Source organism: Bacillus sp. SA1-12 (assembly GCF_000981385.1).
GTDB lineage: Bacteria > Bacillota > Bacilli > Bacillales > Bacillaceae > Metabacillus.
The window spans coordinates 17170-29601 of sequence record NZ_LATZ01000132.1; the positions used below are offsets into that span (position 1 = coordinate 17170).

Here is a 12432-nt window from a genome sequence, read left to right on the forward strand (position 1 = left end):
CTTACCTTTAACTTTATAATGGTAAGGATTAAAGAGGTTTCGAAACAGTCCATTTTCTTTAACTATTCTCACCAGTATTACAACAAAAAAGAGACCGACAAAGTGACAGCCTTGATCTGTAATTCTATCACCCGTCGACAAAAGAATATTAAGTTTTATCCTCCATGGAAATATTACCTGTCATTGGAGCTTAATTTTTACCAATCCTATTAATGGAGGTGGTAAACATGACAAATCAAAACCCAATTGAGTATACTGGGAAGGTTTTAGATCAACGAAATGACCTTACTGGACCTGACGATTCAGGAAAAGCATTATATCCAAAACGGCCCAAAAATGTATCGATCCAGGAGTCTAAACGAAAATAGATCAGACTTAGCCCCCAAACGGTGATATATTTTCCAAATGGGGGTCAGCTTACATCGAATCATTGGAATAAAATCCCTTTTCCCGCAAGTTCAAATAATGGTTTTTACAGTATTTTCGACGTATTAAGAGTATCTTTTTTAGAGATATTTCATTTTTTTACCCTTACATCATTTAAAGGAAATAAGCAATTATGATGAGAATAAATAGCCCTCACCTTTATATGTGAGGGCCATGTGCTTGTAAGCAAATTACACTTGAAAATACGTAGATTAGCTCTCGTAATATTTCTTAAAGGAACGTGATCTTTATGAATTGTGTTCTTAAAAGGAAATATTTCCGAATTTACTTTAATACTTCAATACATGGCAAAAGCCCTACACATAAAGAATTAATGAGATGGACAGGAAAATTGGAAGCTGATGTGAGAGTAACTATTATATCTCTTAGTGAGGGACAAAGCCAAAACTTTATTGCAAAAAGGATTAAAGTTATATAGTTACAAAATTTCCACTTAATAGAAGAAAACCCCTTCCATTAGGAAGGGAACATCACAATATTACTAATCATGCTTTTTTTCTTTCAACATCAAAAAAGTGTCCAACAAACGAAATGTCTTTTATTGTTACTAAAAGGTTCCCAGTTGGTATTTTTAATGATATTTTTTCTCCGATATTCTTTAAAAGAAGTTGTCTGCCTACCGGAGATAAAAAGGAAATAAAGCCACAATCTGGACTTGACTGTTCAGGGAAACAAATTACATATTCTTCAGTTTCGTTTTCTTCATCGTACAATACTTTGACTTTTGTCCCGATATATACTTTCGGAAAGGATGGAATAAAATCATTTTTTTGATTTATTTGTAATAAGTTCTCAACTTCTAATACGTATAAATTAAAATAGTGTTTTAATCGTTCTTGTATAGGGGTTGATGATACATAAAGGTCAGTTAACTCCATAATATTTTCATCAATATATTTTACCTGTTGAATAAAGTAGTCCTTGCTATGATTTGCTTTATGGTTCATAGTATATAACCCCCAAGCTTGGATTAAACCTTTTGCAGAATTTCATTAACTTTTTCATTACAAACTCCTCCTCAAATAAAAAATAAACCTTCCCTACAAAAAAACAGATACGTATTTCGGCGTTATCTGTATTTCTGTATAATAAGGTAAAACTAAGCTCCTTATCGAATGGAAGATATTAGAATTAATAGTACCATATATATACTCAAAAATCATATAAATACAATAAATTCTCGAAATGGTTATTATGAATCTAATCTTTTCATATTCTCTTACGATAAATACCAGTGCTACGAGATGAAATGGTTTGTTTGTCCACTTTTAAATGGTGTTTTTTATGTCTGTTTAAAAATTAGGGAAATGCACCAAGCTCATTTTATATTGTACTTTTTACATAATTGATTTTTATCTTGATTCAATAAGAAAATTACAAGATATATTTTTATGGTTTTGTTTGAATGAACAAAATGATTCATAGGTATTTTTACTTTTCTAATGGAAAGACTGTATAGTATCCCAAATATTTTGTATGAGTTGATAAAATGGAAATATTCGAGCATTTTCTAGAGCGTTATACATTTCTAGTTATATTAATTCGATCCCTTGCAGCGTTAATTTTTTTAATCCCAATAATAATGCTGTTCTTCAAAAAAATTCATTATGGAATAGCCCTAGCATTGTTTTATGTATCAATGTTTATTGCAGTATTTTTATTGCAGTTCACATACTAATTCGACTGTATTTTTTATAGGTCTTTGTGCAAAAATGCAATAAATTATTATTCAAACGAATATCAGTATTTTGTAAGTGATTCCCAATAACATCTCGAAACCAACCGTTTAATTCCATCTTCTCTTCAAAGGACTGTTATCTTTGATAACAGTCCAAATAAGAAAATTGCCTTGCTACCTTATTTAAGCAAAGTACCTTTTTTCTTAATCAATTAGTTTATTAGTCTCTTCATTCTAATTCGGTTAAAATATTTCATCATCCTTATATTAAAAACTGGGATTCTTAATACTCTCATTCTTCATTTTTATTAACAAAACAAAATTCCACTCCAATCGCAACAAATTCTGCAATTAAATTTCCCTTCAATTAAGATAAATTATAAATTAAACAGCAATAGAGATTTTTTCGTAAACGAATTATAAAATAATCACCAAAACGTAAATAGATAATTTAAGTTTTTAGTTTACAATGAACATAACTTAACGAGGAGGTCTGACGGAAATTGAAAGCGGATACATGCACTTAAAGGGGGATTAACTATGGGATCACCAAATGTGGGAATAGATACAAAACATGAGAAGACGCAAATTCAATCAACTACTAATATATTAAAGTTTATTATCTATAGTTTAATCGGAAGTTTTATGTTTTTTATTCCTATTACAATAAATGATGTTTCAAGCATTCCAATCGATCATATCGTAACATGGATTAAGGGAAACTTCCCTTCTGCCGTTCCTATTTATGCTCTTGTTGTCATTCTATTAGGAGCTGTTTATCCTTTTGTTTCAAAAACCTGGGACAAAGATAAGGTATCCATCGTTTTTTCATTATTAAAAGTATTAGGCGCTGTCGTTGCGATCTTAATCTATTTCAAGATTGGACCTGAATGGTTGATGGCCCCAAGCATGGGTCCGTTCCTTTTCGATAAACTCGTCATATCTGTAGGCTTGGTTGTACCCCTTGGTGCCTTATTTTTGGCGCTTCTTATTGGATATGGGCTGCTCGAATTTTTGGGCGTCCTGATGCAGCCAATCATGAGACCGATATTTAAAACGCCGGGGCGTTCAGCAGTTGATATGGTTGCTGATTTAGCGGGAAGCTACTCTATTGGAATGCTTATTACGAATCGACTATATAAGGAGGGAAAATATACCCTTAAAGAGGCAGCTATTATTGCAACTGGTTTTTCAACCGTATCAGCAACATTCATGATCGTTGTAGCACAAACCCTCGATCTTATGGACATGTGGTCCCTTTACTTTTGGGTTTCTTTAGGGATAACGTATCTTGTTACTGCCATTACCGTACGTATTTGGCCATTAAATAAAATGAGCGCCGATTATTATTTGGATCATGCGGATCCAGAAGAAGTAATAAAAGAAGGGCTTTTCCAAAATGCCTGGAACAGTGCAATGGTGGGAGCAAACAATTCCGTAAGTCTTGGCAGGAATTTATGGGATAACTTAAAGGACGGTTTCATTATGACAATGAGCATTCTGCCATCCATTTTATCTGTAGGTCTTATCGGACTTGTATTAGCAGAGTATACCCCAGTATTTAATTTACTTGGTTATCTTTTTTACCCATTTACCTGGGCATTACAAATCCCTGAACCATTTTTGGCTGCGAAGGCTTCAGCTATTGGAATTGCAGAAATGTTCCTGCCGGCGCTTCTCGTAGTTAAAGCATCTCTCGTAACTAAGTTCATTATAGCTGTGGTAGCAGTATCATCCATATTGTTCTTTTCAGCGACAATCCCTTGTATTCTATCAACCGAAATCCCTATCAGTATTACGAAGTTGGTCGTTATCTGGTTTGAACGGACGCTCCTCACGTTAATTATTACAGCTCCTATCGCATTATTACTATTTTAAAATAAAGAAAAGCTGAAGATAACCAGATAGATCTTCAGCTTTTACTCCGTTATGAATTGTGATTCCTTTCTTAAGAAGGTTTCAAAAGGTCCTCTTATCGATCTTTGATGCATATAATTAGCAACTAATACTGAAAGAACCCAAACGAATACCGCAATCAAATCACTCTCCAATTGACCATTATTCCGCCAAGCCTACCAGCAAGGGAGGCCAAAATGAGTCCACCGTTTTATCCAATTACGTTCATGTAAGGTTTGTGAAGTAGTTATAAAATGTTATCATAGTAATTGAATATTATGGGAGGTGGATTAATGGCATCATCGGTTTTTATGGCCCTTTATCGCCCAAAAAAAGGGAAAGAAAATGAGTTAAAAGAGATTCTTAAAGTACATATATCAACGTTACGAGAAGAAGGATTAATTACAATCCGTGAGTTATTAACTCTGCAAGCGGAAGATGGGACAATTATTGAAATCGCCGAGTGGAAGTCCAATGAGGCTAAAGAAAAAGCACATCAATCAGCTAAAGTAATGGACGTTTGGAAAAAAATCAGTTCTGTTGCTGAACTAACTAATCTTTCATCACTTGCTGAGGCTCAAGTACCTTTCCCTAATTTCAAACCTTTATAGAAGTATTAAAAAAAATATAACTCAATCTATACCCCGAATCTCTTTTACTGAATTATACCTGTATGATTAGTTAAAAAATAGCTTGGCTGTCGATTGCCAAGCTATTTTTACCGTTTTTATTTGTATCGTTAGCTAGTTTTATGTAATACCCTAACTGCTTTATGTTCTTCATCTTTTTTTACAAATATATTGTATTGTGAATCGTCTTTAAATCGTTCATTACGGCTATTGAATCCTCTAAAGGAAGTTTCAACTTTATACGTAATTCCTTCCTCCTTTAATTTTGCAACTATCTTAAAGTATTCCTCATTACCATGTGTCGAGTATATTTGTTTCCAATTCCTGTTTGAGTGATTTCGAATCAACGAAATGATCATGAACACTGAAGCAAGAATAACAATTGTTATGTACAATCCATACTGCCTCCTAATAAAACTCTTTTATTAATATTTCTGTCAATAAAATACAGCTACATCTTCAACAATACTCCGCCTTAAATTCTTGTAATTAGCCAGGAATTTTTTATTCGATATTCATGCTTATTATTGTATTTATTGTCGCTACTATAAAGCAGATAACTAATGTGAGACCAAAGCCAATCTCTGGATTGTGCTTCCCTAGCAGGAACTTCAAAAAACGATCTAATAGATAGAAAATAAAAAAGAACCCAGCAAAATACACAATAAAAGATAAAGATAGATTTCTAAATAAGGGACTTGGCAGTAGGTTCATTACGATGAGTAATATCCCTAACGCTAATAAACTACTTAAATTTTTCTCACCTCTTCTAAATATCCAAGCAAAAACACCTTTCACTTTCTCACCTGCTTTGTCAATATTAATTAACTAATTCAACAAGATGACACATTATCCTTTAATCGATTATGCCATATTTTTTATAGACTTTATCTGCTCGACCGTCTTAGTCAAATGTTTCACAAACTAATTAATCTAAACCCAAGATGTAATAAGAAATAAAAATTAATTGCAAATGATCATTTACAATTTTTACACATATACTAAAATAAAGTTTAGTAAAAAATAATTTACTAATAAATAAGGCAGGTTATGACCATGAGTATTTTAGATATTTATTTGCAGAGAAATGGGAAGAAACGATACGATGTATTTAAGGAAACAGGGATAAGTCAACAAACGCTTGCAAGTGTAAACAAGAAAAAGGTAAGTAGTTATTCAGTTAAAACGATTCAAGCGATTGCTAAAACCGTACAAAAAAGTGAAGGAGAGGTACTTAACGAATTATTAAGATTAGAAAAAGAAAATGCAACTTTTGAGGCTTACAATTATGACGATTTATTAGTAGCGTTTGATAATAAGGAGCTTTATATTTTCATTAGGGGAGAATTTAAAACAGAAATAGAAACATTGGCTCAATCTCAGCTTTCAGAAACAGAAACATTAGGAATAGAATTAGGATCTGATGGTACAGCGAATATTTTGGCAGAAGGATTTAATCAATTAGCGAAATTATTTAGTCAAAAAGAGAATGAAGAAAATGAACAGGATGAACGAAAGAAAATCGAAAAAATTGAAAGCAAAATGCGTATGTATAAAATGAAAAAAAATAGTAAAGGTGAATTACTTTTATATTTACGCCAGTTAGATTATTAATTCATCCATTAGAACATTAACAATTTAACAAATGATACTATCGCATACTCATAAAAAAATGCCTGTATTTTTGATACAGGTCTTTTTATATTTCCTTATTCAATCTCCTGCACCGTTAGCTCAATTAGAAAAGCTACCAAGGCTGCATTCCGTTAGTTAACTATTAATTTGGTCCTGTACCACTTGTTCCATCGTGTATCCCACTAGAATTAATGCCATTTTGATTTAAAACTTCCCCTAGCTTTTCAGCTTGTATATTTTCATCTGGTGGAGTCATTCCAGATCTTTTTTCAAGATAAACAGCAATACCACCTATTATGACGATAGGTATCAATAAATATAACCAAATCACAAAAACACCACCTCCATAATATATCTTATTCTTTATCATAACATTTAATTTTTACTTTTTTTACAATTTTTTCAAAAATATTCTGCCTAATAGTCAAGTGGAGTAACAGTTTTCCTCTCTGATGCTTTGTTATTCTTTAACCAATCAGTCATGTTATCAAGTAACTCTACAGAATCCCTGATTAAAGAAGATGAAGGTAAATGATCAAGGATATTTTCTTCTATATTCTTTGCTTCAATTGGTTGAACACTATTCGATACAAATTGATTTAAGGTTTCATAATAACGTTGGTGAGGTTCTGCAATTTCTAAATGCTTTTCTAAATTTCATCTTTTTCTTGTTTCATCATTTTCTTTACGATATCTCAAATTTGCTTGGCTGATGTATAAATAAAAATACTTATCTAGAAACATTATTCTATCTGCTTTTATCTCCTTTCGAATAAGAATAGAACGTTCGAATGTTTCCTGTTTTTTCTACTTTTCATAATCTATGTTCTTTACGTTTTCAACTTTCAGAATCGCATTTTTTATATTTACTTCTTCTTTACATATGGTATGTCCTTCTTCGATAGAAAAGTAAAATTCACCATTTGGTAATAAAATAAAATCAGAATTATCATTAGTCTTAGTAAAATAAATAGTGTATTTATGATCATCCATTGTATCTAGTTCCCATCCAACCGACTCTGTGTTTAACAATGTATCTGCAGTAATTTTACTAACATAATATCCTTTTCGATCCTTCATTAATTGTCCAATAAATAAAAGATTTTTACTTCTTTCGGTTACTAATAGCTTATCTCCTTTTGTTGTAGTGATTAAATCAATACTCCCTGCAACCTTTTCATTTTTAATATAGTATTGTACAGCTTTTTCCTTGGAAGAGAAATGTTTCATCATGTCTTCTGTTTGAGTAGCATTTATTTCACAAGCCATTAAAAGAAATAAAGCTAGAGTTACAAGAATAACAACTAACTTCTTTTTATTCATTTCAACCTTTAAACTCATAAATAAAAAACCCCCTACGGATAAAACTTTACCAATACTTTACATTTTCTACATCCCAATGTATTAATCCTTCTTCCATCAACCTGCTCTTTTTTGTCCAATAAAAAAAGACTGCATGTTTAGCAGCCAAATCACTAAGGAAAATACCCGTTAATAGCTTAATAAGGATATCTATTTTATTCTCTTTACCATTCATCTGGTTTAAACTTCTTAGGAATGTCTTGTTCAAACGGCTCATCAAACCTAATTGTTCAAGAGTGTCAAACAATAAATCTCTTTTCAAAATAGGAAAATAAAATAAACAATAAAAGGCAAACATCCAATGTGGAACTTTGGAGTTTGCCTTTAACAGTTCATTTGTATGCTACTTTCTAATCTGTTCTTTTGCTTTTTTATGTTTTTAAGAGAGTGTCTATACTTTGCAAAAAATTTAAATTCGAGAACTATTGACAATATGATTACTATGGTTTATTAGGTATTTTATAAACGCTATGGCTTCAGTGATTCGCTCCTGGTTAGATCCATAATAGCGGTCCTCAAGACCTTTACGGATACTAAGTGCTTCATGAATAATTCGATGCCATTGTTTTGGTATTACGTCCAAAGCATATATTCCCGCACCTATTTTTGAAGTAATGTCAAGTTCTGAAATCGTATAAAATTGACGTAATACTCCCAAAACAGACCATTCAATTTCCCAGTCTATTTCTGTTTCAGTGAATTTATCAAGATGCTCATTTGTATCAATTAGATGTTCAATATTTGTAATACGATTTTTCCAGTAAGCATTCATATTTTGATGTACATATTCAATAAGTTCTCTTTCGCTAACCTTAACGTTGAGCTCATTAATGGAAGGACCCAGTATTCTAACGCCATAATTTTTCAAAGTCCACCAAGTAACCGGATTATGACTTGAAAACCCTGAACTATACATCACACCATCAGTATAGTAGGGATAGGGTGTGATTTCTTCTTCTTTTTTTCCAATATCACTCCATAGAAGATATCCGCCCTGCATCATTGGTTTTGGATAGTTCTTTTCTATTTCTCGATGAATGAGAGAAAGTGAATGAACTTCTTCTTTAGTTAAATAATGATTAACCACTGTGATATAATCTATATCACTTGAGTCATCAAATGCATTTAGAGCAACAGATCCATAAAGATAAATACCTTCAACCCTGCCTGGTAATACCTTATCTAGTTGTTTGATATAATTTTTTAGAAGACTATCAACAATAGTTGGAAGCTTTTTCCCCATTAAAGTTAAAACCTCCCTTTGTAAATCATTAGTTAGGATCGATGCCTTGTTAACACAACAAAGCCGGCTAAACTGACTAAAGATCTAAAAATTCTCCAGGTCTGTGTTTCATGTAAAATAAGGAATTGAAAATCATTTAATCTGTTTAGAGAATAAATGATCTTTCTAGTTTTTTACAAAATGAACCGTCCAACCTTCTTTTTCTACCATATTAGAGAAAAAAACATGATCTAAATCAATACCGAACCCTGGTTTATCTGGAACTTCCACATGTCCTTCCTTTATGTTGTAATCAGATCCATCTATTCCTTCAACATTTACTTCATCCCACTCTATAAATAAAAAGCCTTTAATAAGTGGAGCTAAATGACCCGATACATAATTGCCGTATACACACCCATAATTGTGTGGTGCAGAGTGTACATTTTCTTTATCTAGTTCTTGACCTAAATGTTTCCACTTATGAAAACCATAATGAAGGATGTCATACTGTATAGCATCTAAATATCCCAGCTTTGCCCAATCTACGATTTGTGGTGCAGAGTTTCCTTCACCATCAGTAACCATAACATTCAAACGTTCTTTTTGAATCCAATTCTTTAAATTTTCAAAAAGAGGCGGATCTTCGTGAAAGGGCTCTTCGATCCAAGTTAGGTTCGATTCAGCAGTGGCCTTCAAAACATGCTTTGTAAGATTTAAGTTGTAACCATTATTAGCATCAATCATAATTTTGGCCTCTGGCCCTACCGCCTCACGAACGCCATTGATAATTGCAATATCTCGTTCTGTACCTTTATCAAGTGGCATGTGCATTGCTCCCCGTCCCACTTTAATTTTAAAGGCACGATGGCCCATCGCCTTTCCTGCCAATGCCTCCGATTGGATAAGTTCTACCGCATCAACATCATTTTCAATATGAAGGTCATCAAAATAAAGAGACGTATCATAGCATGGGACACTTATTTTATTATCAATATCACCTAAAAATAACTTATAAACAGGCTTTTTCTGTTTCTTGCCTAACCAATCTAAAAGCGGAAACTCAATATCATAATAAGCTGGCCTTACCTCTCCATTAGTATTAAATAACTCACCAACTGTTTTACCTAAAAGTTCTTGAGCCCTTTGTTCTCTAATCCGAGACCACCCGAAGCCCTCCTGTCCTCCAATTGTTATCCGGACAAGATCCAAGTAAACACTATCTCCATGTACACCAAGACGTGCATTAGATCCAGCAGACCGAATCCTTTTACCGGGTAGCTTGCACCATTCCAGTCTTTCAATTTCTTTATCAATAATCGTTAACAAATCCATATAATCAACTCCTTTTATCTTGTAAAATAGCAAACTATTACTATGTATAAGATCTATCTTTAATAATTTGCATTTGGAATAATAAGAATGCACTAACTGCCTTTACTGAAACCATTCCATTATCAGCCATCGGAATAGTTATCATTTCAGCTGATATCATAGCTATATACGGCCATAAAAAGAATTTTATTGTTAGTGAACAAAGTATAAAAAATGCCGATATTACTGTACAATAGTAAGGAATACCGGCTATTCTTTAATCATTAATTTAAAAGACTTACAGAATTTATTGAAAGGTTTTGTATAACAATTCTATAGTGCTTAAAAAATTTATTGCTCCACTCCACATGGAGCAATGTTGTTCAAAAAGTCAAGCTCCTATGTCTTGGCTTTAGTATTTGGTCAATTAATATCCGTCAAGTAGAGGCCACTTCTGTAAATCAATACTACATTACTTAACAGCTTCTTTTAATTCCTTGCCTGGTTTAAAAGCTGGAACTTTAGAAGCAGAAATTTGAATTTCTTCACCTGTTTGCGGGTTACGCCCTGTTCGGGCTGCACGATCACGTACTTCAAATGTTCCAAATCCAATCAACTGGATCTTCTCTTCTTTTGAAAGAGTTTGAGAGATTATTTCAAACAGCGTATCAACCGCTTTTGCGGCATCTTTCTTTGTTAATTCTGTTCGTGCAACTACAGCAATCACTAATTCGGTTTTATTCATATTCAATCACCTCTTCGTTTTATTTTTTTAGAAAATTCTAAATTATAAAATTAGATAAAACAGAGCAAAAACCCTTTTCGAAATGCAAATAAATACAGAAATTTTATTCAGACGAAATATATGGACTTTAAACCGTTTTAATTTTCCCATTTTATCATCAAAACGCATTTGAATTCTGAGAATAAAACGTAATCAAAAAGCTGTTGATAAACTAATCAACAGCTTTTTAATCTTGTATAATCTTTTATTCTCCTAATACTCCGATGGCTTCTTTTTATAAGATTTTAATCTTTCATATTCTTCCATGGTAATTTGCAAAATGGTACCATGTTTATAGCCATATGGGAACTTAAATGATTGGTCAGAACGAATGAAAGTACCTTCTGACAAATGGGCTGCTATGAAGGGAACATAACCTTGTTCTTCTGCGGAAACTCCATAAAAATCCAGGAATAAGCACCATCTGCCATCTGCCAATTTAAATGCTGTCGGAGCTTCATATTGTCCTTCCTCCAGGGAATCCATGCTTCTATCAAAGCCTTCAACCTTCTTAAATGGTCCAGTTATATTCTCTGACTCCATGAGAATAATTCTTGCAGGATTCTTTTCACTCTTTAAGAATAAATAATACTTTCCATCTTCCTCATACATGGCAGAATCAATGACTCCGCTGTCTTCTTTCTGATATAAAACTTGCGCCTTTGTAAAATTCACAAAATCTTTTGTTCGGGAAAAATAAATTCCCTTTTCCCCAAAGTTATTGGTGCTATGGGATGATGACCAGTGAATAACATAATCATCATTCCTCTTATCATAAATAACATCCGGTGCCCACAAACAGCCGAAATCGTCATCTCCAAATTTGATCATTCTCTGTTCTGACCAGTGAATCAAATCATCAGACTCCCAAAGAACCAGACATTTGCTTCCGTTTCTGCTGATTTCATCCCATGAATGTTGATATTGATTCAACATCCCGTATGACAAACTTAGGTCTGTTGCTAAAATAACAAATTTGCCTTCTTTGGTCCTAGTAATCGTAAAATCTCTAACGCCCTTATCACCATAGTAACTCCATAATACAGGATTTCCATCATTAACTTCTTCCCACATGAAGCCATCTTTACTAACTCCAAAGTAAACCTGTTCGCCATCCGGTGTTCTCTTTTCCTTAAAGTGTACAAATAAGTAAGCCTGCATAACAATTCTCCTATCGCTCTAGAATACACACTATGAAATCCAAACCATTATATATTCTTCACATAAAGAAGAATTCCTTCTAGTTCAACTCATGCTGCCAATTAGCCGAATAAGAAAATGGCTGCATTTTAGCAGCCATTCCTTTTAATGTAAACATCCTTTAGTTAAAGTGATTCTCTTCAGATTTTCATGTTCTTTTAGAACAAGACTGCTGCCACGAATGTTACATACTAAAAAACTGCCTATTATTTAGAAAAGCAGCCGTTAACATATCCCTATCCTATCTCTTAACATTTCATTTTTT

The 12432-nt window shown here is 32.9% G+C and carries 13 protein-coding genes; 4 read left to right on the forward strand and 9 right to left on the reverse strand.

Annotated features, from left to right (window positions below):
- Positions 1–227 precede the first annotated feature (227 nt).
- Positions 228–368, forward strand: coding sequence for a hypothetical protein (locus WQ54_RS34060; protein WP_156178224.1), 141 nt, complete (start codon positions 228–230; stop codon positions 366–368).
- A 564-nt stretch (positions 369–932) separates the two neighbouring features.
- Here WQ54_RS34060 and WQ54_RS28735 read toward each other — a convergent pair.
- Entirely contained in the window at positions 933–1394 is a 462-nt protein-coding gene (locus tag WQ54_RS28735) for a GreA/GreB family elongation factor (protein ID WP_046589831.1), read from the reverse strand.
- 1271 nt (positions 1395–2665) lie between these two features.
- Here WQ54_RS28735 and WQ54_RS28740 point away from each other — a divergent pair.
- Both WQ54_RS28740 and WQ54_RS28745 read left to right on the forward strand, forming a co-directional pair.
- Positions 2666–4003: a YjiH family protein gene (locus WQ54_RS28740; RefSeq protein WP_046589835.1), complete on the forward strand. Its 1338-nt coding sequence runs from the start codon at positions 2666–2668 to the stop codon at positions 4001–4003.
- Between the two features lie 311 nt (positions 4004–4314).
- The gene (locus tag WQ54_RS28745) at positions 4315–4632 is read left to right on the forward strand and encodes an antibiotic biosynthesis monooxygenase (RefSeq protein ID WP_046589837.1); all 318 of its coding nucleotides are present in this window, start codon (positions 4315–4317) and stop codon (positions 4630–4632) included.
- Positions 4633–4760: 128 nt separating this feature from the next.
- On the opposite strand, the gene WQ54_RS28750 is transcribed toward WQ54_RS28745, so the two are convergent.
- Positions 4761–5045 (reverse strand): hypothetical protein, encoded by a 285-nt coding sequence (locus WQ54_RS28750; protein WP_046589839.1) that lies wholly within the window; start codon positions 5043–5045, stop codon positions 4761–4763.
- 661 nt (positions 5046–5706) lie between these two features.
- On the opposite strand from WQ54_RS28750, the gene WQ54_RS28760 reads away from it, so the two are divergent.
- The gene (locus WQ54_RS28760) at positions 5707–6264 is read left to right on the forward strand and encodes a helix-turn-helix domain-containing protein (protein ID WP_046589843.1); all 558 of its coding nucleotides are present in this window, start codon (positions 5707–5709) and stop codon (positions 6262–6264) included.
- A 163-nt stretch (positions 6265–6427) separates the two neighbouring features.
- Here the strand turns inward: WQ54_RS28760 and WQ54_RS28765 are convergent, their stop codons facing one another.
- The 7 genes from WQ54_RS28765 to WQ54_RS28795 all read right to left on the reverse strand — a co-directional run bounded on the left by WQ54_RS28765 (position 6428) and on the right by WQ54_RS28795 (position 12128).
- On the reverse strand, positions 6428–6616 hold the full coding sequence (locus tag WQ54_RS28765; RefSeq protein ID WP_046589845.1) for a hypothetical protein: 189 nt from the start codon (positions 6614–6616) through the stop codon (positions 6428–6430).
- Positions 6617–7092: 476 nt separating this feature from the next.
- On the reverse strand, positions 7093–7626 hold the full coding sequence (locus tag WQ54_RS28770) for a hypothetical protein (RefSeq protein WP_046589847.1): 534 nt from the start codon (positions 7624–7626) through the stop codon (positions 7093–7095).
- Positions 7627–7654: 28 nt separating this feature from the next.
- Complete coding sequence (locus tag WQ54_RS28775) at positions 7655–7822, reverse strand: hypothetical protein (RefSeq protein ID WP_156178228.1); 168 nt, start codon at positions 7820–7822, stop codon at positions 7655–7657.
- 234 nt (positions 7823–8056) lie between these two features.
- Complete coding sequence (locus WQ54_RS28780; RefSeq protein ID WP_046589851.1) at positions 8057–8890, reverse strand: aminoglycoside adenylyltransferase domain-containing protein; 834 nt, start codon at positions 8888–8890, stop codon at positions 8057–8059.
- 165 nt (positions 8891–9055) lie between these two features.
- Positions 9056–10204: a mandelate racemase/muconate lactonizing enzyme family protein gene (locus tag WQ54_RS28785; RefSeq protein ID WP_046589853.1), complete on the reverse strand. Its 1149-nt coding sequence runs from the start codon at positions 10202–10204 to the stop codon at positions 9056–9058.
- Positions 10205–10655: 451 nt separating this feature from the next.
- A complete protein-coding gene (locus WQ54_RS28790; protein ID WP_046589855.1) occupies positions 10656–10928 on the reverse strand; it encodes an HU family DNA-binding protein in 273 nt (90 codons plus the stop codon).
- 252 nt (positions 10929–11180) lie between these two features.
- Complete coding sequence (locus WQ54_RS28795) at positions 11181–12128, reverse strand: glycoside hydrolase family 43 protein (protein ID WP_046589857.1); 948 nt, start codon at positions 12126–12128, stop codon at positions 11181–11183.
- Positions 12129–12432: the final 304 nt, after the last annotated feature.